The 24,085-nt window shown below is 70.9% G+C and carries 22 protein-coding genes; 7 read left to right on the top strand and 15 right to left on the bottom strand.

All coding sequences use genetic code 11. The features are described from left to right. Positions 1 to 54: 54 nt before the first annotated feature. The gene (locus ABD156_RS36125; protein WP_344284655.1) at positions 55 to 1,392 is read right to left on the bottom strand and encodes an MATE family efflux transporter; all 1,338 of its coding nucleotides are present in this window, start codon (positions 1,390 to 1,392) and stop codon (positions 55 to 57) included. A gap of 497 nt (positions 1,393 to 1,889) precedes the next feature. Then, positions 1,890 to 2,900 (bottom strand): DHH family phosphoesterase, encoded by a 1,011-nt coding sequence (locus ABD156_RS36120; protein ID WP_344284652.1) that lies wholly within the window; start codon positions 2,898 to 2,900, stop codon positions 1,890 to 1,892. Positions 2,901 to 2,925: 25 nt separating this feature from the next. Between ABD156_RS36120 and ABD156_RS36115 the strand changes: the two genes are divergently transcribed. From ABD156_RS36115 to ABD156_RS36105, 3 genes are all read left to right on the top strand, one after another. Next, entirely contained in the window at positions 2,926 to 3,960 is a 1,035-nt protein-coding gene (locus tag ABD156_RS36115) for a TRM11 family SAM-dependent methyltransferase (protein WP_344284650.1), read from the top strand. 175 nt (positions 3,961 to 4,135) lie between these two features. Further along, complete coding sequence (locus ABD156_RS36110; protein ID WP_344284647.1) at positions 4,136 to 7,252, top strand: tetratricopeptide repeat protein; 3,117 nt, start codon at positions 4,136 to 4,138, stop codon at positions 7,250 to 7,252. A gap of 53 nt (positions 7,253 to 7,305) precedes the next feature. Next, positions 7,306 to 8,244 (top strand): pentapeptide repeat-containing protein, encoded by a 939-nt coding sequence (locus tag ABD156_RS36105; protein ID WP_344284644.1) that lies wholly within the window; start codon positions 7,306 to 7,308, stop codon positions 8,242 to 8,244. A gap of 93 nt (positions 8,245 to 8,337) precedes the next feature. Here ABD156_RS36105 and ABD156_RS36100 read toward each other — a convergent pair whose 3' ends face one another. From ABD156_RS36100 to rimP, 7 genes are all read right to left on the bottom strand, one after another. Next, the gene (locus tag ABD156_RS36100; RefSeq protein ID WP_344284641.1) at positions 8,338 to 9,171 is read right to left on the bottom strand and encodes an alpha/beta hydrolase; all 834 of its coding nucleotides are present in this window, start codon (positions 9,169 to 9,171) and stop codon (positions 8,338 to 8,340) included. A 4-nt stretch (positions 9,172 to 9,175) separates the two neighbouring features. Continuing rightward, entirely contained in the window at positions 9,176 to 9,649 is a 474-nt protein-coding gene (gene rbfA / locus ABD156_RS36095) for a 30S ribosome-binding factor RbfA (protein ID WP_344284638.1), read from the bottom strand. 34 nt (positions 9,650 to 9,683) lie between these two features. Continuing rightward, the gene (locus ABD156_RS36090; protein ID WP_037812533.1) at positions 9,684 to 9,977 is read right to left on the bottom strand and encodes a DUF503 domain-containing protein; all 294 of its coding nucleotides are present in this window, start codon (positions 9,975 to 9,977) and stop codon (positions 9,684 to 9,686) included. Between the two features lie 65 nt (positions 9,978 to 10,042). After that, complete coding sequence (gene infB / locus ABD156_RS36085; RefSeq protein ID WP_344284633.1) at positions 10,043 to 13,009, bottom strand: translation initiation factor IF-2; 2,967 nt, start codon at positions 13,007 to 13,009, stop codon at positions 10,043 to 10,045. Between the two features lie 88 nt (positions 13,010 to 13,097). After that, positions 13,098 to 13,400 (bottom strand): YlxR family protein, encoded by a 303-nt coding sequence (locus ABD156_RS36080; protein ID WP_344284630.1) that lies wholly within the window; start codon positions 13,398 to 13,400, stop codon positions 13,098 to 13,100. A gap of 89 nt (positions 13,401 to 13,489) precedes the next feature. Continuing rightward, positions 13,490 to 14,548 carry a transcription termination factor NusA gene (gene nusA / locus ABD156_RS36075; protein ID WP_344284628.1) on the bottom strand — a complete coding sequence of 353 codons (1,059 nt, stop codon included), beginning with the start codon at positions 14,546 to 14,548 and terminating at the stop codon, positions 13,490 to 13,492. Continuing rightward, positions 14,545 to 15,078: a ribosome maturation factor RimP gene (rimP, locus tag ABD156_RS36070; protein WP_344284626.1), complete on the bottom strand. Its 534-nt coding sequence runs from the start codon at positions 15,076 to 15,078 to the stop codon at positions 14,545 to 14,547. Before rimP ends, nusA begins: the two co-directional genes overlap by 4 nt. A gap of 161 nt (positions 15,079 to 15,239) precedes the next feature. Between rimP and ABD156_RS36065 the strand changes: the two genes are divergently transcribed. Further along, on the top strand, positions 15,240 to 16,133 hold the full coding sequence (locus tag ABD156_RS36065; RefSeq protein ID WP_344285338.1) for a ferritin-like domain-containing protein: 894 nt from the start codon (positions 15,240 to 15,242) through the stop codon (positions 16,131 to 16,133). A gap of 48 nt (positions 16,134 to 16,181) precedes the next feature. Here the strand turns inward: ABD156_RS36065 and ABD156_RS36060 are convergent, their stop codons facing one another. From ABD156_RS36060 to ABD156_RS36040, 5 genes are all read right to left on the bottom strand, one after another. Then, positions 16,182 to 16,859, bottom strand: coding sequence for a hypothetical protein (locus tag ABD156_RS36060; RefSeq protein WP_344284623.1), 678 nt, complete (start codon positions 16,857 to 16,859; stop codon positions 16,182 to 16,184). Between the two features lie 45 nt (positions 16,860 to 16,904). Beyond that, on the bottom strand, positions 16,905 to 17,915 hold the full coding sequence (locus ABD156_RS36055; RefSeq protein ID WP_344284621.1) for an aminotransferase class V-fold PLP-dependent enzyme: 1,011 nt from the start codon (positions 17,913 to 17,915) through the stop codon (positions 16,905 to 16,907). A gap of 10 nt (positions 17,916 to 17,925) precedes the next feature. Further along, positions 17,926 to 18,690, bottom strand: coding sequence for an isocitrate lyase/PEP mutase family protein (locus tag ABD156_RS36050; protein WP_344284618.1), 765 nt, complete (start codon positions 18,688 to 18,690; stop codon positions 17,926 to 17,928). A 79-nt stretch (positions 18,691 to 18,769) separates the two neighbouring features. Continuing rightward, positions 18,770 to 19,399, bottom strand: a complete 630-nt coding sequence (locus ABD156_RS36045) for a GPP34 family phosphoprotein (RefSeq protein ID WP_344284615.1) — start codon at positions 19,397 to 19,399, stop codon at positions 18,770 to 18,772. Beyond that, a complete protein-coding gene (locus ABD156_RS36040; RefSeq protein WP_344284612.1) occupies positions 19,396 to 20,835 on the bottom strand; it encodes an ArnT family glycosyltransferase in 1,440 nt (479 codons plus the stop codon). The genes ABD156_RS36045 and ABD156_RS36040 overlap by 4 nt, the downstream gene beginning before the upstream one ends. 168 nt (positions 20,836 to 21,003) lie before the next feature. Here ABD156_RS36040 and ABD156_RS36035 point away from each other — a divergent pair, with 168 nt between their 5' ends. Together ABD156_RS36035 and ABD156_RS36030 are read left to right on the top strand one after the other, a co-directional pair. Then, entirely contained in the window at positions 21,004 to 22,215 is a 1,212-nt protein-coding gene (locus tag ABD156_RS36035; protein ID WP_344284609.1) for a sensor histidine kinase, read from the top strand. Next, positions 22,212 to 22,862 carry a response regulator gene (locus ABD156_RS36030; RefSeq protein ID WP_344284606.1) on the top strand — a complete coding sequence of 217 codons (651 nt, stop codon included), beginning with the start codon at positions 22,212 to 22,214 and terminating at the stop codon, positions 22,860 to 22,862. Before ABD156_RS36035 ends, ABD156_RS36030 begins: the two co-directional genes overlap by 4 nt. A 1-nt stretch (position 22,863) precedes the next feature. Here the strand turns inward: ABD156_RS36030 and ABD156_RS36025 are convergent, their stop codons facing one another. Continuing rightward, complete coding sequence (locus ABD156_RS36025) at positions 22,864 to 23,541, bottom strand: IclR family transcriptional regulator (protein ID WP_344284603.1); 678 nt, start codon at positions 23,539 to 23,541, stop codon at positions 22,864 to 22,866. Between the two features lie 117 nt (positions 23,542 to 23,658). Here ABD156_RS36025 and ABD156_RS36020 point away from each other — a divergent pair, with 117 nt between their 5' ends. After that, a complete protein-coding gene (locus tag ABD156_RS36020; protein ID WP_344284599.1) occupies positions 23,659 to 24,078 on the top strand; it encodes a nuclear transport factor 2 family protein in 420 nt (139 codons plus the stop codon). Positions 24,079 to 24,085: the final 7 nt, after the last annotated feature.

Below are 24,085 nucleotides of genomic sequence, written 5' to 3'. Positions count from 1 at the left end.
CCCACCCTCGCATCCGCCGGGCGACGGCGGCGAGCGGGTTTCGCCGTTATGCCATCAGGCCTCCCTTACCGCGCCGACCACGGCCCACCGCCCGGACCGCCACCGCGCCACGACCGCCGCCAGCCGGAACACCATGAACAGCGACAAGCCGGTCCAGATCCCGCTCAATCCCCAGCCCAGCGCCAGCGACAGCCAGATCAGCGGCAGGAACCCGAGCCCGGCGCTGACGAGCGTCGCGGTGCGGAGGAAGGCGGCGTCGCCCGCACCGAGGAGTACGCCGTCGAGCGCGAACACCACACCCGCGATCGGTTGCAGCGCCACGAAGAACCACCACGCGTGCGGGATTTCGCCGAGCACTCCCGGGTCGGACGTGAACGCGTGCGGCAGAACGCTCCACAACGCCGCGAACAGCACGCACAGGAAACAGCCGAGGACGAGGCCGTATCCGGTGATCTGGTTGGCCACCCCGCGCGCCTGGCGCGCCGCTCCCGCGCCGAGCGCCGCGCCGACGAGCGATTGCGCGGCGATCGCGACCGAATCGAGCACCAGGGACAGGAACGTCCAGAGCTGCAGGACCACCTGGTGCGCCCCGACCGCCTCGGTCGACGTGCGCGCGGCCACCGCGGCGGCGGACACGAAGCACGCCTGGAAGGCGAAACTGCGCAACACCAGGTCCCGGCCGAGACCCAGTTGTGCCCGCATCACCGCGAAATCCGGCCGCAACGGCACCTTTTCCCGCACCAGCGCGGCGACGAACATCGACGCGGACACGACCTGCGCGACGACGTTCGCGATCGCCGACCCCTCCAGCCCGAGACCGGCGACGTACACCAGCACCGGGCACAGCACGGCCGAGATTCCGTTGCCCGCCAAGACATAACGCAGCGGACGGGTGGCGTCCTGCACGCCGCGCATCCAGCCGTTGCCCGCCATCGTGATGAGGATCAGCGGCGCCCCGAACAACGCGATCCGCAGCCACGACACGGCCGCCGCGGCGATCTCGTCGCTGCCGGAAAGCGCGCGGGCGATCGGCTCCGCCAGCAGTTGTCCCGCGACGAGCAGCACCAGCCCGACCAGCACACCGAGCCAGGTGGCCTGCACGCCCTCGCGGACCGCGTCGGCGCGCCTGCCCGCGCCGTGCAGCCGCGCGGTGCGCGAGGTGGTGCCGTACGACAGGAAGGTGAGCTGCGTGGAGACCTGCGACAACACCACGCCGCCCAGCGCGAGGCCCGCGAGCGGAAGCGCGCCGAGATGGCCGACGACGGCGGTGTCGACCAGCACGTAGAGCGGCTCGGCGGCGAGCACGCCGAGCGCGGGCACGGCGAGCCCGAACACTCGGCGGGGCGGGATGCGGTCACCGCTGACGGCGGTGGTCGTGGCGTTTTCGGACACGAGGATGAGAGTAGCCACCGGGTCCGACAATTCCGGCGGGGCGGAGGGCGGAGGTTCGCTGAGGTGGGTGACGGGGGTGGGAGATGTGCTTGTGGGGCAAGGGAATTCTTGTTTGAGGTGCGGCGGATTCCCGGGATGCGGGAGGGTTGATCGGCTGGCTCGGTCTTGGCGGTGGGCATGCTGGACGGGCATGCCTGGGAGCACGGGCGACCGGCGGCGTTCAGCGGGGCGGACGGTTCGGCTTTGGTGGTGAGCGCGCCGGGCGGGCATGCCCGGGAGCGGCGGCGGAACGACCGCGTCTCGGGCGGGGACGCTCTGCTGGCTCGGCTTCGGCTGCGGGCACACCGAACGGGCATACCCGGAAGCACGCGACGGACCCCCAAGGATCTCGGAGCAGAGGCCCGCGGACAGCTGCCGCAAGCCGCTAGGTGCGGGATGCGTTTCAGCATGCGGTCTCTAGGAGCGCTGGCGAACCCGCGCCAGACGCCCGCCCGGGGTCAGGAAGCTCGCAGCAGCGGTGCCCTCCCCAGCGCCTCGCGCAGCCGGTCCAGTACCTCCTCCGCGGGACCCTCCGCTGTGCACCCGGCAGCCATCCGGTGGCCTCCCCCGCCGAACTCCGCGGCGGCGGCCGATACGTCGATGTCGCCGGCGGAGCGCAGCGAGACCGTCCACACTGGACCTGGCCCGGCCTCCTTCAGCACTGCCGCGACCCCGGCCTCCCGCGTCGCGCGCACGACGTCGATCACCGACTCGACCTCTTCGAGTCGTACCGTCGCCGCGGCCGCCGCGCGGACTACCGTGTGGACGAAGCCGAAGCCTTGTGCCGCTTCGGGTTCCAGCCTCGCTTCAGAGAGGACCGTCGACAGCATCGGCAGCCACGCGAACGGGTGATCGTCGACGATTCGGCGGGCTACCTCGCCCGGGTCCGCCCCGGCTTCGAGGAGGCGCGCCGCGATCCGGTGCGTTTCGGGGCTTGCCCGGCGGAAGCCGCTGGTGTCGGTGACCACCCCGGCGTACAGGCAGCGTGCGGCGGCCGCGTCCAGTTCGACGCCCATCGCCTCGATGATCCGCGTGACCAGGATCGCCGTCGCTTCCGCGGTCTCGTCCACGACGTGGTGGGTGCCGTAGCGGCCGTTCGTCGCGTGGTGGTCGACGACCAGGACCTGCCCGCCCGCGTCGCGGACCGCGGCGACTCGCGGGGCGAGTCTGCCCAGGCGGGCCAGGGTCGGAGTGTCCAGCGCGACCAGCAGGCCGTCGGTCGGAGGGAGGGCGTCGACGGGGGTGATCAGGCCGTCGACGTCCAGCCAGGCCAGTGTTTCCGGGGCCTCGTCCGGCTCGCCGAAGGCGACCCGCACGCGCGCGCCGCCGCGATGCAGCACGTGGCCTAGGGCCAGCGCGCTGCCGAGGGCGTCGGCGTCGGGGCGCACGTGTCCGAGCAGCGTCACGTCGGTGGCCCCGGCCAGCAGTGCGGCGGCGGCCTCGATGTCCTGTACCAGGGAAGCTGTCACGAAGTGTCACGCTACGCTCTGCGGGATGCCCGAGTACGTGATCCTCAACCTTCCTTCCGCCAACCGCGTGTACGCCGCCTCGTCGCCGGCGCTGCTGCGCGCCGAGCTGGCGGCCTTCGGCGCTGGTCTTTCCGCCGAGGTGTCGGCGATCGAAGAGATCGAGCTCGGAGGCGTCGGGTACGTGAAATTCGCCTGCGCGGCTCCTCTCGGTGAGCGAGACCTGGCGCTGCTGTCGAACCTGTCCTCGCTCTACGCCCTGTTCGAACTGGGCGACGGCGTGCTGCGGCCGGTCGCCGTGCACCCGCTGGCGAAGGCGGACTCGGACCTGCTGACCATCCAGAAGTACCCGGGCAAGACCAACGAGCAGTTCACCAAACTGCTGCTCAACCTCACCCTGCTGGCAACCGCACGGCCCGCGGACTGGCCGGACCGCGAACTGCACCTGCTCGACCCGCTGTGCGGCCGCGGAACGACGCTCAACCAGGCCGTGATGTACGGCTTCGACGCCACCGGCCTGGACGTCGACGAGCGCGACTTCGAAGCGTACGAACAGTTCGTGAAGACGTGGCTGCGCACGAAACGCGTGAAGCACACCGCGGAGGCCGGGCAGCTGCGCCGCAACAAGGTCCGCCTCGGCCGTCGGCTGGACATCGAGTACGCGTTCGACAAGGACGACTACAAGGCCGGCCGCATCCGCCGGCTCAGCTACCTCAACGCGGACACCCTGACCGCCGACGAGGTCCTTCGCCCGGCGTCGGTGGACCTCATCGTGACCGACGCGCCGTACGGCGTGCAGCACGGCAGCCACCGCGACACCGGCCTGGCCCGCAGCCCGCGGGACCTCCTCGCGGCGGCGGTCCCGGTGTGGAACCGCGTGCTGCGGCCGGGCGGAGCGATGGGGATCTCGTGGAACACGCACGTGCTGCCGCGCGAGGAACTGGTGGCGATCCTGGAACGGGCGGGCCTGGCGGTGCGGACCGGCGGGCCGTACGAGGAGCTGGCGCACCGGGTGGACCAGGCGATCGTGCGCGATCTTGTGGTGGCCGGAAAGCCAGTCTGAATCCCGATCGGGAATTGCGTTACCGGGTGCACAACGTGTTCACCGAAATGAGTGAACAAGGCTTCGGCTCGGGCGAAGTCCGCCGTGCTTTTAACCCCCAGAGTTGACCGTTTGCCGCCGGGCGAGGGCGGAAAGTGGCGCGACTCCGCGCGGGTCCGGCAGTCTCGGCAACGAAATGGACACGACAGCGCAGACCACCCCGAGCCCCTTCTCCGTCCCCGCGACCGACCTGGCGACCTGCACCCCGAGCCAACTGGCGCTCGTTCCGCTCGGCGACGCCGGCCACGGCGGGAAGACGCTGCCGGAATCGACGATTTACTTCCCGCGGAAACTCGACGAGGAACTGGACTCGGTCGTGGCGGCGGCAGCAGGCGGAACGAGCCGGATGGCCACTCTTATCGGCGATCCGGCAACCGGAAAGAAACGCGCTTTGTGGGAGGCGATCCGCGCGAAGAACGACGACGGGTCTTTCCGTCTCTACGGCTGGCGGATCTGGCCGGGCCTCAGTCCCTGCACGCCGGAGGAACTGCTGGACAACGTGGACGGCCTGACCCCTCGGACAGCCTTGTGGCTCCCCTCGGCCGACCGCTACCTCATGCCCGCCGACGGCGAACTCGGCGAGAAGGTCGCCCGATGCCTGCGGAATCTCCTCGACGACGAAACCCGCGCCCCCTGCCTGATCCTCGCCACGTTGTCCCGCGAACGCTGGCAGGCCGTCAATGCGTCTCCCGACCGGACGCCGCCAGGCCAGGACCGCACCCACGCACTGCTTCTCCTGCAGCAAGGGGCACGAATCCGGGTGCCCGACTCATTCACGAAAGCCGAGCTTGTCCGGGCGCACGACTCGCCCGAACCGCGGCTGGCCGAAGCCGCGGAGAGCGCCCCGGACGGCCGGGTGATCCAGAATCTCGTGGCCGAACCGGAACTTCGCACGCGCTGTCGCGATATCGGGCCGCCGGCTCGCGCACTGCTGCACTTCGTGATCGAAGCCCGGCACGCCGGGCACGGCCAACGGCTGCCGCGCGAACTGCTGTACCGGGCCTTTCAGTCCGGTCTCGGCGGCTGCCCGCCCGATTCCGCCGAGCGATTCGCCGAGGCATTGAGCGAACTGACCGGACAGGTGCCCGGCGGGGCCGCGATCCTGGTCAGGGATTCCGGCACCGCGGCAGCCGCGTTCTGCCTTGCTGCCTCGCTCGAACGGCACTACGTGACCGGTGCGGCGAAACCAGTCCTTCCGGACGAACGACTGTGGCCCGTGCTGCTCGAAAAGGCGGACGCGGAGAATTGCCTGGCTCTGGCGAGGGAATGCGAAAACCGCTGCCTGCTGGAATTGAGCGCCAGGTTCTACGTGAAAGCAGCGGAAGGCGGCTGTCCGCGAGCACGCACCGAACTCGCCGCGATGCTGACCGGAGCGGGCCGGATCGACGACGCGATCAGCCAGTACGACGCGATCGTGCGAACCAGCAGCGATCCGGCCGACGTCGAAGACGCCATCGGAAAAGGAGCAGGCACGCTCTTCGCGGCCAAGCGGGCCAGGGACGTCCTCGACTGGCTCGGCCCGCTCGCCGCCGAAGGAAACCATGCGGCGGAAGTGCTGGTGGCGTTGGCCCACACTCAGCTCAACCAGCCGCATATGGCACTCGCGATTCATCAGCGGCTCGCGGAGAAGGGAGACCTGCATTCGGCCGCGGTCGTGGCCGAAAGCATCGCGTTTCGGGAGGACTCCCCCGAACCGGCTCCGCTCCGCGCCCTGCCGACGCCGGAGGAACTGGGCGAGGAACAGGAGCGTAGGCAGGCGCAGCTCGACGCAGCTGTCCGGTACCTGAATGAGCTGGGCGAACGCACCGGATTCGACCTGCTGCCGATGATCACGGACCTGACGGTCGACGCGATCGGCCCCAACGCGGCGGTCGCGATGCTCTCGACGGAAGCGACCCTTGGCGGCCGGCACGACGCATATCTCCTCGGTGCTCGGGTACTGGCTTGCAACGGACGGGTCGAGGACGCGCTCGACTGGGTGCTGACGGCTCGCCAGTACGACGTTCCGGGCGCGCTGGCCGCCGCCGTCGAGGTGAATCTGAGCGCAGGCCTGAACCCCACCGCGCAGCAACTCGCCCTCGAATGCGCGGCCGAGGGCGATGCGGGCCCCCTGATCGCGGTCGGCGACGCACTCTCCGCGTCGGGCCTTCCGCGCAAAGCACTCGACTGCTACTACGAGGCAGCCGAACACGAACCCCGTGCGTTGGGTGCCGCGGCACTCGCTGCCGCTCAGCACGGTCTGTTCGACGACGCCACCGCCTACTATCGGAACGCCCAGCGAGCGGGCAACGCGCCGGAACCCGCCGACATCGCCCTGCTGCTCTGCGCCTTCGGGGAATCCAGGAAATCCCGGGAATCCGAGTATTCCGGACCGGTCGCCAAAGCACTGCGGTGGCATGTCGAAAACGTCCCTCTGACGGTCGGCGCGCTGACCCCGATCGCGCAGTACATCACCGACCTCTACGCGGAGGATCTGGTGCAGGCTTACCGCACGCGCATGGACGTTTCCCGCGCGCACGCGCAACTCTGGGTCGCCGACGCGCTCGTCCACGCCGACAGCGTCCGGGAAGACGGAACCGACCGGGCGACCGCGAGCGGATCCGGCGTGGAACTCTCGTCGTCCGTCCTGCTGGTCGTGGCTTCCGGCCTCTATTCCGAAGCGGCCAATGCGGGGTCGGCGCTGGCCAAGGAAAAGGCCGTGCGGCTTTTGCTCAAGCGCCAGAGTTTCGCCGAGGCGGCGCGGCTGCTCGATTCCGGGCGCGCCGAGGCGCCTGCCCGGCTGCAGTGTCTGCTGGCGGAAGCTCTCGCCGGGCTAGGCGATCTGGACGAAGCGGAGCGGCTGGTCGAACAGCAGATCGCCGACGGCGACTTCAGTGCCGTGGCGGGAGTGGCCCGGGGATTCCTTCTGCACGGAAAGCTCGACACGGCACCGGAAAACCTCGGCAAGGCACGGGAAAACCGCCGCACGGCATGGGAACTCGCGGAGCGCGGAGTCCGCGGCGGCGACATCGATTCCCATGTCCTGCTGGCCGATCTCCGCCGCAACGAGCGCCAGCCGGGCGGAGTACTGGAGCTCTACTGCACCGCAGTGGCCCACGGCCATCCTGGTGCGCGCGTGCGCATCGACCGTTTTCTCGCGGTCCCGGAGACCGCGGACTGGAATCACAAGCAGTTCCGGAAATACGGGCTCGATCCGCGTGGGGAAATCGCGGGGGGCTGGTCTGTTCCAGACTCCCGCGAGGCTGAGCGTTGAGGGGTAAGCGGCATCGCCGCATCCTGATTCGCCGCTGTGTCCGGATGTTAGCCGTGAGCACAGCCGGAGCGACCGGTGCCGCCGCCGTGCTGTGGTTTCTGCTAGGGCCATTCGTGTCCTGGGTCGCCGGTTCCGACGTGGCGCACCTCGCGGTCGCCGAGCGGGCCGCCGCCTTGAGCGGCATACGCGGCCAGATCACCGGTCTCCTCGCCCCGCTCGGAATCGGCGTTCCGGCTTGGGTGGCGGTCAAGAAGCTTCTCCTCGACCGCGACAAGCAAGTCACCGACACCTACGCCACCGCCATCGGCCATCTCGGCTCAGAGCGTCCTTCGACGCGAGCCGGCGGCGTCCGGACGCTGGAAAGAATGTACGAGGATTCTCCGCGCGACCGGTTCCGTGTCGTCGAAACGTTGACAGACTTCTTGCGCAGTCACAGCGGACCGACTGAGCCGCTGCCGCTGGACGTCCGAGTCGCTCTGCGTGCCTTACGCACGCACCCGCCACCTCCTCAGACCCGGATCGACCTCGTCCGCGTCCAGCTTCCCGGTGCCGAGCTGCGGCTGGCCGACCTTCGCAGCACGTGCTTCGCAACGGCGAGGTTGACCGGCGCGGATTTCGGCGAGGCGCGGCTCGACGGAGCCGACTTCTCCGACGCGATCCTGACCTCGGCACGGCTGGACAGCGCAAGCTTGTCCGCTGCGGCGCTCGATCGCGCCAACTGCCGCCGCGCGAACCTGCGCGGCGCGGTGCTTGCCCGCGCCAGTCTCCGCGGCACCGATCTGACCGACGCCGTCCTTACCGGTGCCGATCTCAGCGACGCCGATCTCACTGGTGCGGTCCTGACCAGCGCGGACGTGTCGGGCGCAGTCTTCGAGCGCACCGTTCTCTCCGGCGTCGACCTGACGTCGGTGCGCGGGCTGAGCCAGGACGCGATTCGGCTGGCCCTCACGGACGCCGCCACTAGGCTTCCGCCGGAAGCGGCTGCTGGGTAGCCCGCCGTCCCGCATTCGATCGCTGTCCACGCCGACAAGTAGCCGTGTTACCAATTGCCTACACAACCCCGGCCACCCGAACCGGTGATCCCGCTACGCCAGCCGCGGCCCGACGAAACGCAGGACCTCGGGCAGGACGCCTCGCCAGTACTCCGACGTGTGCTCCCCCGGCGTGATGCGCGCGACCTCCGGCTTGGCGCTGCTGATCAGCTTCCGGTTGGCCGCCAGGAAGGGATCTCCGTCGCCGCACCACACGCCGAGGCCTCGGGTCGGGAGTTCGTCCACGTGCTGCAGGGGTTCGGCGGCCGTCCAGTCGTCCTGGGACGGGAAGATGTGCCGGGTGCGGGCGTCGGGCCAGGTGCGGAACAGGGCCGCGCTGCAGGTGGCCACGGTCCGCACGTCGCGGCGGCGGCGGGCCAGGTTCAGGGCTCCGAAGCCGCCCATGGAGATGCCGAGGACTCCGGTCATCGGGCGGAGGCCGGCTTCGGAGAGCCAGCCGGGGAGTTCGTCGGAGAGCATGCGGCGCGGGTCGTCGTCGCCGTCGGGGACCCAGTAGTGGCTGCCGTCGACCGCGACGACCGCGAACGGCCGGATGCCGGACCGCACCGCGGCGGTGAGGGCCGCGGGCAGGTCCAGGTCCATGAAGGTGCGGGCGTTCGACCCGCGGCCGTGCAGCGCGACGCAGACCGGAAGGCCGGTGCTGGGGACTCCGTCGGGCGTCATCAGCACCACGTCGACGTCCCGGCCGCGGGCCGCGGAGTGCCTGCGGTGGATCGTGATCGACGCCTTCAGGGGCGACGGGCTGGAGGCCGGGGCAGCCGAGGACGGCGCAGCCACCGGGGCGGAGCGCCCGGTGCAGGCGGAGACGAGCGCCGCGGCACTGCCGAACAGCAGGCCGCGTCGCGTGACACCGGGCTTTGACCGCATCGCTTCAGCCGCGCGTCTCCTCTTCTGCTTGCTCCTCGTCCTCTTCGGCGCGAGGAGCCTTGTAAGGGTCCGCGTCGCCCGCGGGCTGCGCGCCGGTCGCCCGGCGCGCCACCTCGGCGTCCGACTCGCGGGCCTTCGCGAGCAGTTCTTCGATGCGGCGGGCGTCGTCCGGGACGCTGTCCGCGACGAAGGTGAGCGTCGGGGTGTAGCGGACGCCGGTGCCCTGTCCCACCTTGGTGCGCAGGACGCCGCGCGCGGCTTCCAGCGCGGCCGCGGCGCTCGCGAAGTCCGGCTCCGCGTCGAGGCTTTCGCCGAGCACCGTGTAGTACACCGTGGCGTCGTGCAGGTCCGCAGTGACGCGGGCGTCGGTGATGGTCACCGAGCCCAGTCGCGGGTCCTTGACGTCGTGTTCGATCGCCGAGGCCACGATCTGCGAGATCCGCTTGGCGAGCTTGCGTGCCCGAGCGGGATCGGCCATGGCTGAGGTCTCCTTCTCCGGGTTTCCGGGTGTTCTAGTCGTCCGGGCCGAGCAGCCGGCGGCGCGCGGAGAGCAGTTCGAACTCAGGCCGTCCGGCCGCGAACCGCTCGCACGCGTCGAGCACGTCCCGGATGTGCTCGCCGTCGGGGGCGACCGCGGCGACGCCGATGAGCGCGCGCCGGTGCAGGTCCAGATGTCCCGCCTCGGCGACCGAGACGGAAAACCGCTTCCGCAGTTCGGCCACCACCGGCCGCACCACGGATCGTTTCTGCTTCAACGAATGCACGTCGTCGAGCAGCAGGTCGAGCTCTAGGGCTCCGACAAACATAGGCAGCGAAGTTGTGCCGCGAACGCGGTCCGGGGTGTGCGCTCAGCACACCCCGGACCGTTAGCTCACGCGCGGGGCTTCTCCCGCTGTTCGTAGGTCTCGATCACGTCGTCGACCTTGATGTCGCTGTACGAGCCCAGCGTGAGACCGCACTCGTACCCTTCCCGGACCTCGACCACGTCGTCCTTGAACCGGCGCAGCGAGTTGATCGGCAGGTTCTGCGCGATGACGTTGCCGTCGCGCAGGAGGCGGGCCTTGGCGTTGCGCCGGATCTCGCCGGACATGACCAGGCAACCCGCGATCGTGCCGATCTTGGAGGACTTGAAGACGTCCCGGACCTCGGCGCGGCCCAGTTCGACCTCTTCGTACTCCGGCTTGAGCATGCCCTTCAGAGCCTGCTCGATCTCCTCGATCGCCTGGTAGATGACCGTGTAGTAGCGCACGTCGACGCCCTCGCGGGTGGCCCGCTCGGTCGCCTTGCCCTGCGCCCGGACGTTGAACCCGAGGACGATCGCGTCGGACGCGGTCGCCAGGTCGATGTCCGATTCGGTCACGCCGCCGACGCCGCGGTGCACGACGTGCAGTTCGACGTCTTCGCCGACGTCCAGCTGCAGCAGCGCCGCTTCGAGCGCCTCGACGGTACCCGAGTTGTCGCCCTTGATGATCAGGTTGAGGCTGCTCGTCTCCTTCAAGGCGGAGTCGAGGTCCTCGAGGCTGACCCGCTTGCGGCGCGACGCGTTGAGCGCGTTGCGGGTGCGAGCGGAGCGGCGCTCGGCGATCTGCCGGGCGACGCGGTCCTCGTCGACCACCAGGAAGGTGTCGCCCGCTCCCGGCACCGAGGTGAACCCGATGACCTGGACCGGACGCGAGGGCAGCGCCTCGGTGACGTCCTCGTTGTGCTCGTCGACCATCCGGCGGACGCGGCCGTAGGCGTCGCCCGCCACGACCGAGTCGCCCACGCGCAGCGTGCCGCGCTGGACCAGGACGGTGGCCACCGGGCCGCGGCCGCGGTCGAGGTGCGCCTCGATCGCGACGCCCTGGGCCTCCATGTCCGGGTTGGCCCGGAGGTCCAGAGCGGCGTCCGCGGTCAGCAGGATCGCCTCGAGCAGCCCGTCGATGTTGATGTTCTCCCGTGCGGAGATCTCGACGAACATCGTGTCGCCGCCGTATTCCTCGGCGATGAGGTTGTACTCGGTGAGCTGCTGCCGGATCTTGTCCGGGTTCGCGCCCTCCTTGTCGATCTTGTTGATCGCGACCACGATCGGGGCCTTCGCGGCCTGCGCGTGGTTGATCGCCTCCACCGTCTGCGGCATGACGCCGTCGTCGGCCGCCACCACGATCACCGCGATGTCGGTCGAGTTCGCGCCTCGGGCACGCATGGCGGTGAACGCCTCGTGACCCGGGGTGTCGATGAAGGTGATCAGGCGCGGGTTGCCCTCGAGCTCGGTCTCGATCTGGTAAGCGCCGATGTGCTGGGTGATCCCGCCGGCCTCGCTCTCGCGGACCTTCGTCTTGCGGATCGTGTCCAGCAGCCGGGTCTTACCGTGGTCGACGTGACCCATGATGGTCACGACCGGCGGCCGGACCTGCAGGTCCTCCTCGCCGCCGGCGTCGTCGCCGTAGGTGATGTCGAAGGTCTCGAGCAGCTCGCGGTCCTCCTCCTCGGGGGAGACGACCTGGACGACGTAGTTCATCTCGCCGCCGAGCAGCTCGAGGATGTCGTCCGACACGGACTGCGTCGCGGTGACCATCTCGCCGAGGTGGAAGAGCACCTGCACCAGCGAAGCCGGGTTGGCGTCGATCTTCTCGGCGAAGTCGGTCAGCGAAGCGCCGCGCGGCAGCCGGATCGTCTCGCCCTGCCCCTTGGGCAGGCGGACGCCGCCGACGCTGGGCGCCTGCATGTTGTCCATGTACTCCTGGCGCTTCTGCCGCTTCGACTTGCGGCCCTTGCGCGAGGGCCCGCCGGGACGGCCGAACGCACCGGCCGTGCCGCCGCGGCCGCCAGGGCCGCCACGACCGCCGCCGCCGCCGCGGAAACCGCCGCCGCCGGCCGGGGCGCCACCGCCGCCGCCCGGACGGAAGCCGCCGCCGCCACCGCCGCCGCCACCGGGACGGAAACCGCCGCCACCGCCGCCGCCACCGGGGCCGCCGCGGAAACCGCCGCCACCGCCACCGGGACGACCGCCGCCGCCACCGCCGGGGCCGCCACGACCGCCGCCGGGGCCGCCACGGCCGCCTGCCGGTCCGGCCGGACGGGCACGGCCCGGCATCATGCCGGGGTTCGGGCGCGGGGGCATGTTGCCCGGGCTCGGCCGGTTGCCGCCGCCCTGCCCGCCGGGACGCGGCGGACGCTCTCCGCCGCCCTGGCCGCCGCCCGGACGCGGGGGACGGTTTTCGCCGCCCTGGCCGGGGCCGGGACGCGGGGCGGGCGGACGCGGGGCCGGGGAACCGGAACCGACGCCGAACGGGTTGTTGCCGACGCGCGGAGGCCGCGGGCCGGGGCGCGGGCCGCTGGGCTTGGGGCCCTGCGGCTTGGGCGGCACGACCGAACCGGCGGACGACGAGTCCTGCTGCTTCGGGGCCGGCTTGGGCGCGGCGGGCTCGGCCTTGGCGGCCGGGACCTCCTGCGCCGGGGCCGGCTGGGCCGGTGCGGGCGGGCGCGGACCGGGGCGCGGGCCGCCGGGCTTCGGGCCCGGTGCGGCGGCCGGCTTCGCGGCCTGCGGACCCGGCTTCACGGCCGGGGCCTGCTGCTGCGCGGGAGCCGGCTGGGCCGGAGCCTGCGCGGGCGCGCTCTGCTGCTGGGCGGGCGGCTTCGGGGCCGCCGGAGCGGGGGGCCGCGGTCCCGGCGTGGGGCCGGGCTTCTTCCCGCCCTTGGCGGGGTACGCGTCGCGGAGCCGGCGGGCGACGGGCGCCTCGACGGTGGACGACGCGGACTTCACGAACTCGCCCTGCTCCTTGAGCTTGGCGAGAACTTCTTTGCTGGTGATCCCGAGCTCCTTAGCGAGCTCGTGTACACGGGCCTTGCCTGGCACAGCTCTCCTCATCTAGGGGAGGCCAGGCGGGGACCCGCTGACCTCGTCCTTATCGTCGCGCGTTCATGGCTTCAGCTTCACGGCTGACTCATGACGGGTCGACCTGCTTCCTTGTTTCTCGCGACCCCGGGTGTGTCCCGGAGTCGTCGTCCGCGGCGAACGCCGCGTGGTCGTGCAGCCCCGCGGCCTCGAGCGCGCCCTGGACTCGAAGAGCCCGGGGGAACGCCCGTTTCCGCTCGGCTTTGGCCAGGCAGCCCGTGCCGGGGTGCAGCCACGCTCCCCGGCCCGGCAGCCGCCGACGTTCGTCGACGACCAGCCGCCCGTCCGCCGCGACCACGCGCAGCAGTTCACCGGTCAAGTCCCGTTTCCGGCAGCCGACACACGTGCGCACCGGCGACTGCCGGTGACGCTGGAGGTCGGGGGTGTCCCCAGTAGCCCTTCGCGGGTCTTGAACCGTTGTCGAGTCTAGCGCCTGCACCTTCAGTCGGCCGAACCGGTTGCCGCGGCGGGCCGCGCCTGGCCGGCGTGGTCTTGCTCACCCTCGGCCGGACCGGCCGGTTCGGCGGGCGCCGCGTCGCTCCGGATGTCGATCCGCCAGCCGGTGAGCCGGGCCGCCAGCCGGGCGTTCTGGCCTTCCTTGCCGATCGCGAGCGACAGCTGGAAGTCCGGCACGACGACCCTCGCCGTCTTGGCCCGCTCGTCCACGACACGTACCGAGACAACCTTCGCGGGCGACAATGCATTCCCGACGAACTTGGCCGGGTCGTCGGACCAGTCGATGATGTCGATCTTCTCGCCGGCGAGCTCGCTCATCACGTTGCGCACGCGCGCGCCCATCGGGCCGATGCAGGCGCCCTTGGCGTTCACGCCGGGGATGGTGGAGCGCACGGCGATCTTCGACCGGTGCCCCGGTTCGCGGGCGACCGCGGCGATCTCGACGGTGCCGTCGGCGATCTCCGGGACCTCCAGCGCGAACAGCTTGCGCACCAGGTTCGGGTGCGAGCGCGACAGCATGATCTGCGGGCCGCGGTTGCTGCGCGACACGCCGAACACGAACGCCTTGATCCGGGTGCCGTGCTCGTAGGACTCCCCCGCGACCTGTTCGGCCTGCGGCAGCACGCCCTCGGTGTCGCCGACCTGGATCACGACCATGCCGCGGGCGTTGGCGCGCGCGTCGCGCTGCACCACCCCGGCCACGATCTCGCCCTCCTTGGCGGAGAACTCGCCGTAGGTCTTCTCGTGCTCGGCGTCGCGCAGCCGCTGCAGGATGACCTGGCGCGCGGTGGTGGCGGCGATCCGGCCGAAGCCCTCGGGGGTGTCGTCCCACTCCTCGTCGACCTCGCCCTCGGAGGTGAGGGTGTGCGCGAGGACGCGGACGAGCCCGGTCTTGCGGTCGATGTCGATGCGGGCGTGCGACTGGTGGCCCTCGGTGTGCTTGTACGCGGTGAGCAGCGCGGTCTCGATGGCCTCGATGACCGTGTCGAAGGGGATGTCCTTGTCCCGTTCGATCGCCCGCAGCGCGGCGATGTCCACGTTCACTTCGACTCCTCCTTCTTGTCCTTGTCGCCTTCGGCAGCGCCGTCTTCGGTCAGCTGTTTCAGGTCTTCGGCGGGCGGTTGCTTGAATTCGACTTCCACCACGGCCTTCGCGACGGATTGGTAGTGCACGTCCTTGATCCGGCCGTCCACGAGCGCGCGCACGCTCTTCTCGCCGGCGTGCCCGACGCGGGCGAGGTAGGCCGCGCCCTCGACGGGCGTGATCTTGACGAGGCGGAAGCGGGCGCGCCGCCAGTGCCGCTGCTGGGTGAGCGGCCGGTCGAGGCCGGGAGAGGTGACCTCGAGCGTGTAGGCGCTCGCCAGCACGTGCTCGTTCTCGTCGAGGGCGGCCGAGACGGTGCGGCTCACCTCGGCGACCTCGTCCAGCCCGACGCCGTCGTCGGAGTCGACGACCACCTTCACCAGCTGTCGCCGTCCGGCTTGCTGCACCTCGAGCGAGTCGAGGTCGAAACCCGCGGTCGTGACGGCTTCGGCCACGATCGGCTCCAGCCGGCTGGCGAGTTCGTTGGGCACGTGGAGCACTCCTGTTCGGCCGTCGTGACGCGGGCTGGTCACGGCTGTGGTCGGTGAAGGTCAAGCTTATCCTGCGCCCCCGCGAAGACGCGCGAGCGGCGGCGCACCCGGGCGGCCTGGCAGGATGGGCCGACGTGACCGCAGACCTCTCCCGGCGCGCCGTGCTGCGTCTGGGCGCACTGAGCGCCACTGTCGCCGCGGCTGTGCCGCTCGCCGCCTGCTCGGGCGGCTACGACGACGCCCCCGATCCGCTGGCCCCGCTGCTGGCGATGGCCGAGGCCGACGCCGCCGCGGCCAGGAAGCTCCCGTCCGGCGGCGACGCGGCCGGCCAGGTGGCCGACGCCAGAGCCGCGCAGGCGGCCGCGCTGAAGGCCGAGGTGGACCGGCTGAACCGGCCCAAGAAGGCGGCGAACGTCCCGCCCGCGCCCGCTGACCTCGGCGGGTTCAAGGACCGGCTGGCCGCCGCGCGCAAGCAGGCCGAGGACTTGGTGGCAGCGCTGCCGGCGTACCGGGCCGGGCTCGTCGCGTCGGTGGCCGCCGGATGCGCCGGACTGCAGCGGATCGCGCCGGAACTCGGGCCGGGGGCCGACGCGAAGGCGGCGGCCGCGCCGTCGTCGGTGCCGAAGGACGCCGTGGACTCGCTGCAGAAGGCGCTGGCGGCCGAGCACGCGTCGCTGTGGGTGTACGGGCTGGTGACGGCTTTCCTGCCGGGTGACTTCGGGGACGCGGTGAAGGCTGGGCGCGCGGAGCACACCGCGCGGCGCGATGTGGTGACGCAGATGATCACTTCGGCTTCGGCGACGCCGGTGGCGCCTGAAGCCGCGTACGTGCCGCCTAAGCCGGTCACGGACACTGCTTCGGCTGCTGCGCTCGTGGCGAGCGCGGAGGCGGATACGGCGGCGGCTTGGCTTGCCGTGCTTACGCATACCGATGACGCGGGGTTGCGCGGGATGGCGTTGCAGGCGTTGGTGGCTGCTTCGCGGCGCGGGATGCCTTGGCGGCAAGAGGCGGGTTTGAAACCTGCTGCGGTGGCGTTGCCGGGGCAGGCTTCGTAGCAAAAGCGCGCAGGCCGGACGTGACCGGCCTGCGCGCTCAAGAGGACCTCAGCGGAGCTTCCCGGACAGTTTCACCGCGTTCTTCGCGATCCGGCTCAGCAGCTGCTTGTCGTGGTGGCCATAGTAGAAATCGGTGAGCACGATCGTCACCTCGGAGCCGCTGGCCTTCGACTCGTACGCGGCCTGGTCGCCGCTCAGTTTCGGGGCGTCGGTGTCGTGGAAGGTGCCGTCGCGGACCAAGTCGCTCACGTTGCCCGTGCCGTCCCGGTCGGTGAGCTGTTTCAGCTCCGTCGCCTTCGCCGCGTCGGGCATCGTCACCAGCACGACCGAGACCAGCGCCTTCGCGTCGCCGGACTGCACGGTGTACAGCGCCCGCGCCAGGGACTTGCACGGGTTGTCCTGGAAGAACTTCTTGGCGCCCGAGTACGCGTTGGCGACGCAGTCGGTGGCCTTGACCGGGCCTTCGGCCAGCTTGTAGTCGAAGGCGGGCTTCGTCGTCGCCGGAGGCTCGGCGACCGGCTCGGCAGGCGTGCTGTCGTGCCGGATCAGGTACCAGACGAGTCCGGCCACGACGGCGATCGCCACGAGTCCGGCTCCGCGCAGCAGCAGAGTGCGGTTGTTGCGCGGCGGGCCGGACGGCGGCGGGCCCGGTTGCGCGGGCACGGCCGGGATCGGGGCCGTGTCCGAAAGGCCGGGGGTACCGGGGGTGAACTGCGGGTGCGACACGCGACCACCGTAGTTCACCCCCTTCCCGGCGCGGAGCCCAGACGCTCAGCCCAGCGCTCCCAGAACCCGTTCGACGTCGTCAGGGCCGTTGTAGAGGTGGAAACCGACCCGTACCCGCCCGTTGCGGACGCTCGCGACGACCCCGGCTTCGGCGAGCCGCGCCGGATCGGCTTCCAGCGCCACGATCGCGCTTCCCTGCGGTTCCAGCCCCGCCGCGGCGCGCAGGGAATCGGCCAGAGCGGCGTTGTGTTCGCGCACCGCGGCGATATCCAGTGACGCGAAGTAGTCGAACGCTTCCGCTGCGCCGACGTGCGACAGCCACACCGGCGAAAGGTCGAATCCGCGCGCGTTTCCGGCCAGGCGCAGTGGCATTCCGTATACCGAGGACCACGGATCGTCGCCGGCGTACCAGTTCGCGGCGACCGGACGCGTTCGTTCGTGCGCTCGCGGGTGCACCGCGAGCCAGGCGCAGCCGCGCGGCGAGAACAGCCATTTGTAGCCCGCGCAGACGATCCAGTCCGCCCACGCGACGTCCAGCGGAAGCCAGCCCGCGGCTTGCGTGACGTCGATCAGGACCGGCACGCCCGCGGCTTCGGAGGCGGCGCGCAGCGCGGCGGTGTCGAGGAGCGCGCCGTCGGCGGACTGCGCGAGGCTGACCGCGATGAGGTCGTGGCCCTCGACGTGCTGCGCCAGTTTGGCGAGCGGCGCTTCGGTGACGTTCGCCCGCTGCGCGAACGGGAACGTGACACTGGTGAATTCGTTCTCGGCGACCAGAACGCGGGCATCCGGAGCCAGGCCGGCCGCGACGTTCGCGACCAGTTGCGACACCGACGCGCCGATCGCCACCCGGTCCGCCGGGACGCCCGCGAGCCGCGCGAATCCGTTGCGGGAGCGGGATACCGCCTCGTCGAAGTCCGACGGGCTGTCCTGCCCGGTGCGCCACCGGGCGACTGCGGCGTCGATCGCTTCGGCGACGGGCGTCGGCGGGATGCCGATGCTGGGCGTGTTGAGGTATCCGGCGGGGACAGCGAAGTCGGTGTTTCCTCCGAAGATCATATCGTGCAGATTACGGGAGCAGCGCCGTGATCTCACCGTACGACGGCGGCCTCAACGGCAGCTCTGCCTCATCCCGCACCGAGTCCACTGTGGCGAGCGCGGCGGAAAGCGCTACGCGATAAGGAGTCGAGCCCAGACTGACCCTCGCCACACCCAACGAAGCCAATTCCGAGAAAGTGGCTTTCCCCGGCAGATACAGCAAGTTCACCGGCACTTCGGCCGCTTCGACCAACTCCGTCACGTCCGCGGGATCGTGCAGTCCGGGGACGAAGACGCAGTCCGCACCGGCGTCGGCGTAGGCACGGACCCGGGTGATGGCGTCCGCGACCGGGCCCGCGCCGAGCCAATGCGTGTCGGTGCGGGCGTTGAGGAACATGCCCGGGACTCGTTCGCGCACCTTGGCCAGCAGGGCCGCCTGGACGACGATCGGGGCGAGGGTGTCGCCTCGGCCGTCTTCCAGGTTCACACCGGCTACCCCGGCGTCGGCGAGTTCCGCGACGAGGTCCGCGACTTCGGCGGGATCCGCGCTGAATCCGTCCGCGAGGTCGACGCTGACCAAAATGTCCAGCGGTGCCGCCGATTTCGCCAGTGCGACGGTCGCGGCGCGGGATTCCGGAGCGCCGTCGGCGAGCCCGGCGGCGGCCGAGACGCCGAGGCTGGTGGTGCCGACTGCCGGGTGGCCCGCGGCGGCGAGGGCGGCGGCGAAGCCGAACTCCCAGACGTTCGGCAGCAGCAGCGGACGGCCGGGGATGTGCAACGCGGCGAAGGAGGTCATGTCCGCCACGGTACGACGTCGACGCTTCGGCGGCGGCCGAACCGTCGGTCAGCCCCCTCGGCTGACCGACGGCCCCAGCTCAGCCTCCGGAACCGCCGGAGAACGCGGCGATCCGTGCCGCTCGTCGGCCCGCTACCGCCTTGCGCAGCGCGGGCACCACTGGTCCGGCGAGCTTCTCCAGTTCTGCCAGCCGGTCGGCATGGTGCCGCGCGTCCGATCGGGACATCCCGGCTCCGGAGGCTGCGGCCAGGGCGGCCAGCGCCGCGGTCGGGGCGTCCACTTCGGACAGCGGGGCCGTCAAGGCGTGGTCGAGTTGCGCGTGCGCGTCGCGTACTCGTGTGGGATCGGAGGGCAGGAAAACCCTGCGGTGCAAGACCGCACTGCTGCCTTCTTCGAGCAAACCCGCCGCGGACAGCTGCGTTTCCAGCGACTGCAGCGTGTCGTTCTTTCCACGCCGCAGCGACGCGCGCCAGGACGCCGGACTGTGCGCGCGGACGTCGGCGAGCAGGTCGTCGAGCAGGAGGTCGCCGGTCGGGGCGGCATCGGTCGGCTCGGCGTGGCCACGCTGGTCGCGGAGGTTGCCGCGCAGCACCAGGTCGGTCACCGCGGCCGCGCGGACCAGCAGGGCCGCATTGGAGCGGCGGGAGATCGGGCCGCCGCCGGGGTCGCAGGCGAGAAAATACGCTCGCGCGGGCAAGGAGTCGCTCATTGTTTCTTCACCTCTGGCCAGATCGTTTCCCAAGATTGCTTCCGCCCGGTGTACAGCCACATCAGTCCGGGCACCACTTCGGTCACCGAAGAGAAGTACGGTCTCAGCAACGCCGGATCGAAGCCCGCGAAAAGCACGTTCTTCGCGGAATCCGGCGGCCGGTCGAAGTACCAGTATCCTCGGTGTCCACTGTAGACATTGTTGATCCCGTACCGCGGCCCGTAGTACTCAACGGCCGCGGCGAACGGGTAGATTTCCCCGTATACGGCGGTTTCCCGCCGTACCGAATCAGGCAGGGATCGGTACGTCTGCCCGACGGCGTCCGCCAACTGCTGCTGCGCGGTCTCCCCTGCCGCGAAGACCGTGCCGAGCGAAATCGGTCCGAACGACGTCGTTTTCATCGACGCTGGCCACACCGGAAGCCCGGCCACGGTGATCGCCGCCGAAAGCGCGAAGGCGATTCCGACCGGGATTTTCCACCAGCGCACGAGATTCCGCCGCGAAAGCTCTGTCGCGGCGGCGGCGAACGGCAGCGAATAGAGGCTCATCAAGTAGTACGACCGTCCGTGCGTCCCGATGATCACCGCCACGACCAGCAGCAACGCCATCGCGAGGTACCGGTACGGCACCAGGTCCGGCGAACGGAACAGCCGCCACATTCCGTACAGCAGGGCCAGCACGCCGATTCCCATCCCCGCGCTTAGCAAACCGTCGCGCGCGAAAGTGAGATAGCCGGGGAATTCGGCCGCGACGACTTCGCCCATCCGGGTGTAGGCCCAGCCGTGCGTGGCTTGCCAGAAGAACGTCGGCAGGGTGGCCACAACGGCGATCAGCGCGCCCAGCCACAGCTTCGGCCGCGACACCAGCTTCCGCGGCCCGAGAACGAGCGCGGACACCAGCACCGCGCCCCACAGCGCGGGAATCAGGAATTTCGTCTGCAGCGACACCGCGGTGACCACTCCGGCCCACACGAGCAGGCCGTCGCGCCGGGTCCGGGTCCAGCGCACGAGCAGGAACACCACGAGCGTCCAGAAAAACGGATCCAGCGCGTAGGTGGCGACCCAGTGGCTGATGATGATCAACCCCGACGTCGCGTACGCCCCGGCTGCCATCACCTGAGCTCCGCGACCGCCGCCGAGTTCGCGGGCGGTCAGAGCGGTCACCACGACCCCGGCGCCGGCCGCGAGCGCCATCGGCAGCCGCAGCGCGACCAGCGAACCGGGGAACCACTGGTCTAATGCGCCGGCCAGCAGCGGGACGAGCGGCGGCTGGTCGAAATACCCCCAGGCCAGGTGATCTCGACCAGCCACGAGGAAGTACAGCTCGTCGAAGCCGTGCGCGTACCGGGTGCTCGTCGCCACCAGCAGCGCGACGGCGGCCGCCGCGACCGCCAGCACCGGCAGCCGGGCGAACGGCGGGGTTCCTTCGCTCGTCATGGCGTCGAGTCCACCGCGCCGGGCGGGTGCGGGGTAAGCGCGCTCGGTAGCGACTCGGAGCGACGAAAGTGGATCACTTCCGTCCGAGCCGCAACTTTCGGTGGTAGCCGCCCACCCGGGCGATGCGGATCCGGCGCGGCGCGGTCGGCGAACGGATACCGTGACCAGGTGACCAGCACGTGCCGTTCCTGGCCGCGGTCGACCGACTGGCTCTGGCTGGGCGGCGCCGCGCTGGCGTTCGCCTGCCTCGACTTCGGGCTCTTTCTCGCCGCCGGGCCCACCACCGGATTCCTCGGCCCGTACGCGACGCTCGTCCTGGAGCTGGTTTGCGACGCGTCCCTGCTTCTCCTGGCGCGCTTCCCGAACGCGGTGGCCGGGCTGCTGATCGTGGCCTCGCTGGCGATGCTCGCGTCCGACCTCTTCTCCCCCGGCCTGCTCGTGCCCACGCGCCAGCCGACGCTGATGACTGTTCCCACGATCACGCCGATCGTGCTGGCGCAGCTCGTCCGGCAGCTGGACCGGCGACGGCTGTTGTGGATCGCCGGATTCCTGGCGCTGCTGGCGACGCGGCCGTGGAACCCGGCCTGGAACACGACGCCGTTCGGGCTGCTGAGCACCGCGCTTCCGGTCGCGGTCTCGCTGTATTTCGAGGCGCGTCGACAGTTGCTGAGTTCCTTGCGGGACCGGGCCGAACGCGCGGAACGCGAGCAGCATCTGCTCGCCGAACAGGCATTGGCGGCCGAGCGGCGGCGGCTGGCGAGCGAGATGCACGACGTGGTCACCCATCGGTTGAGCCTGATGGTGCTGCACGCGGGCGCGCTCGGCGTGACCTCGCCGGATCCAGCGGTGAAATCGGCCGCCGAGGACATCCGGCGCGAGGGCGCGCACGCCTTGGACGAGCTCCGCGACCTGGTCGGCGTGCTGCGCAATGGCACCGGAATCGAGCCGCCGGTGCCGAATCCGCCGCTTCCCGGCGAGGTCGCGGACCTGGTCGCCGAATCGGTCGCGGTCGGCATCGCGACCGAGCTTTCGGTGACCGGCGACCGGACCTCGGTGTCGCCGACCGTCGCGCGCACTGCGTATCGCGTGGTGCAGGAGGCGCTCACCAACATCCGCAAGCACGCGCCGGGCTGTTCGGCGACGGTTTCGCTGCGCTATCACCCAGGCGGACTGGACGTGGCCGTCGCCAACACCCGCGCGACCCAGCCGCCGGACGCGACGCTCGCGGGCAGCGGCTCCGGCGCGGGGCTGAGCGGGCTGCGCCAGCGGGTCGAACTGGTCGGCGGGACCTTCGAGGCGGGCCCCGTGCCGGGCGGCGGGTTCCGGATCGGTGCGATACTTCCCGCCTACGTCCCGACCACGGAAGGTGCTGCCCGGTGATCACGGTCGTGGTGGCCGACGACGAGCCGATGGTGTGCGCGCACCTGCGCACGATCCTCGGTTCGGCCGGCGACATCGAGGTAGTCGCGCAGGCGCGGGACGGCGCCGAGGCGGTCGAGGAAGTGGTCCGGCACCGGCCCTCGGTGGTGCTGATGGACCTGCGGATGCCCGGCGTGGACGGGCTGGCCGCGATCGAGCGGATCTGCGCGCTGCCGGAACCGCCCGTGGTCGTCGCGCTGACGACGTTCGACGCGGACACCTACGTCATCCGCGCGCTGCGCGCGGGCGCGGCCGGGTTCCTGGTGAAGTCGACGCCGCCGGAAGACCTGATCGGCCTGGTCCGGGTCGCCGCGGACGGGCACACCGTGCTGTCGCCGTCGGCCGCGCGCCGGTTGGTGGCGCTGTCGTCGGACGGCCACCGCCGCGACGACGAAGCCCGCCGCCGGACCGCCGGGTTGACCGACCGGGAGCGGGATGTGTTGGCGTGCCTGGGAGAAGGACTGTCCAATGCGGACATCGCGGGCCGGCTGCATCTGGCGGAGGCGACGGTGAAGAGTTATGTGTCGCGGATGCTGGTGAAGCTCGACTGCACGAACCGGACGCAGGCGGGGTTGCTGGCGCACGAGGCTGGGCTCGTTGGCCGGTAGCTTATTTCAGCAGCGAGCCCAAGCGTTGCGCTGAGGCCACCACCAAGCGGCCCAGCTCGTCCGGGTCCGGGGCCTCGAACAGCGAGAGCCCGATACTCGTGCCCGGCGCGTCACGACCGGTCGGCACCACAGCGGAAATCCCCGTGATCCCCGGCGCGATTTCCCCCACCGACACCGCATAACCCCGGGTCCGAGCGCGCGTGATCTCCTCGCGCTCCCCCTCCACCGGCGGCTCGGCCGAAAGCAGCGCGAGCCCGGCCGAACCGCGGCCTATCGGGTCGAGCTGGCCGCTGCGGAACGACACGTGCATCCGCGCCTGGCGCGGTTCCACGATCATCAGCATCCGCACCTGCTCCGCATTCTCGCGGACCACCAGGTGCGCCGACGCGCGGCCGGCGTCCGAGAGTTCCTCCAGCACCGGGCGCGCGAGCGTGCGCAGGTCCTGCTCCACCGGTTCGGCGAGGCGCACGAGGCCGGTGCCGAGCGAGATCCGCTTGAACCGGTCGCGCCGGCAGAGGTGGTGCGCCTCCAGCGTGCGCACCAGCCGGTGCGCGACCGTCCGGTGCACGCCGATCCCCTCGGCGATCTCGGTCATCGTGAGCCCCTGCGGATGCTCCACCAGCAGCTCCAGCACCTGAAGCCCGTGGCTCAGCGTCTTCGACGTCCCCGTTTCGGACACACGACTCCCTTGACGACAGCTTGTCCGGCGACCTACTGTTCCTACATATCGCACGGTGCGTGCGAATATAGCACGTTTGCCGCTCGAGGCAACTCCCCGCGGATCGAGGTCCCTGACATGAGCGAAGTCCCCGTCGAGGACGTGCTGGCGGTGCATCAGCTCTACGGCCGCCAGAGTCACGCCATCGACTCCGGGCAGGCCGCGCGCTGGGCCGCCACGTTCGCCCCGGACGGGGAGTTCGTCTCGCCCAGCTATCCGGAACCCGCTGTCGGCACGGCCGCGCTGACCGCGTTCGCCGAGCGGTTCCACACCGGGTGCGTGGAGTCCGGCGAGCGGCTGCGGCACGTGGTGTCCACAGTGGAAGTCCGGTTAGGACAGTCCGGGCATACTTTGCGAGCGCTCGCCTATCTGCAGATCGTCGGGACGCCGGAAGGCGGCTCCCCGCGACTGCACCGGCTCACCGTGCTGGACGACGAACTCGTGCGCACCGCGGAAGGCTGGCGCGTGCGCCGTCGCACCGTGCACCGCGAGCCCTGAGAAACAA

Source organism: Amycolatopsis albidoflavus (assembly GCF_039525725.1).
GTDB classification, from domain to species: Bacteria; Actinomycetota; Actinomycetes; order Mycobacteriales; family Pseudonocardiaceae; genus Amycolatopsis; species Amycolatopsis albidoflava.
Note: the sequence above shows the minus strand (reverse complement) of the source record. Positions and strands in the feature narration are given on the sequence as shown.

Bases quoted from the DNA above. Each gene is read 5' to 3' on its own strand.
- ABD156_RS36040 (WP_344284612.1), bottom strand. From the start codon at position 20,835: ATGACGAGCGAAGGAACCCCGCCGTTCGCCCGGCTGCCGGTGCTGGCG.
- ABD156_RS36090 (WP_037812533.1), bottom strand. From the start codon at position 9,977: ATGTTTGTCGGAGCCCTAGAGCTCGACCTGCTGCTCGACGACGTGCAT.
- ABD156_RS36050 (WP_344284618.1), bottom strand. From the start codon at position 18,690: ATGACCTCCTTCGCCGCGTTGCACATCCCCGGCCGTCCGCTGCTGCTG.
- rbfA (WP_344284638.1), bottom strand. From the start codon at position 9,649: ATGGCCGATCCCGCTCGGGCACGCAAGCTCGCCAAGCGGATCTCGCAG.
- ABD156_RS36100 (WP_344284641.1), bottom strand. From the start codon at position 9,171: ATGCGGTCAAAGCCCGGTGTCACGCGACGCGGCCTGCTGTTCGGCAGT.
- ABD156_RS36020 (WP_344284599.1), top strand. From the start codon at position 23,659: ATGAGCGAAGTCCCCGTCGAGGACGTGCTGGCGGTGCATCAGCTCTAC.
- ABD156_RS36055 (WP_344284621.1), bottom strand. From the start codon at position 17,915: ATGATCTTCGGAGGAAACACCGACTTCGCTGTCCCCGCCGGATACCTC.
- ABD156_RS36115 (WP_344284650.1), top strand. From the start codon at position 2,926: ATGCCCGAGTACGTGATCCTCAACCTTCCTTCCGCCAACCGCGTGTAC.
- ABD156_RS36110 (WP_344284647.1), top strand. From the start codon at position 4,136: ATGGACACGACAGCGCAGACCACCCCGAGCCCCTTCTCCGTCCCCGCG.
- ABD156_RS36045 (WP_344284615.1), bottom strand. From the start codon at position 19,399: ATGAGCGACTCCTTGCCCGCGCGAGCGTATTTTCTCGCCTGCGACCCC.